Annotated in this window: 1 protein-coding gene; it reads left to right on the plus strand. The window is 41.7% G+C overall.

Annotation, left to right across the window (positions count from 1 at the left end; all coding sequences use genetic code 11):
- A partial coding sequence (locus H4J67_RS20230) for a cadherin-like domain-containing protein (RefSeq protein WP_182204964.1) occupies positions 1-235 on the plus strand: 235 nt, incomplete at both ends.

A 235-nucleotide genomic window follows, 5' to 3' on the forward strand; every position in this document is an offset into this window, starting at 1 on the left:
TGGTTGGTGGGAATACGTATAATGCAGGTGATACGGTTACCCTTGCTGAAGGTGAACTCATCTTAAATGCAGACGGTAGCTATACCTTCACACCAAATGATAATTTCAATGGTGCTGTGCCTGTAATTACTTACATTGTTACTGACGGTGCAGGTGATACACAGAGCTCTACACTAACAATTTCAGTGACACCAGTGTCTGATCTAAGTGATGATAGTGAATCTGTTACAACAGC

This window comes from Colwellia sp. BRX10-4 (assembly GCF_014077465.1).
In the GTDB taxonomy this organism is placed as follows: Bacteria; Pseudomonadota; Gammaproteobacteria; order Enterobacterales; family Alteromonadaceae; genus Colwellia_A.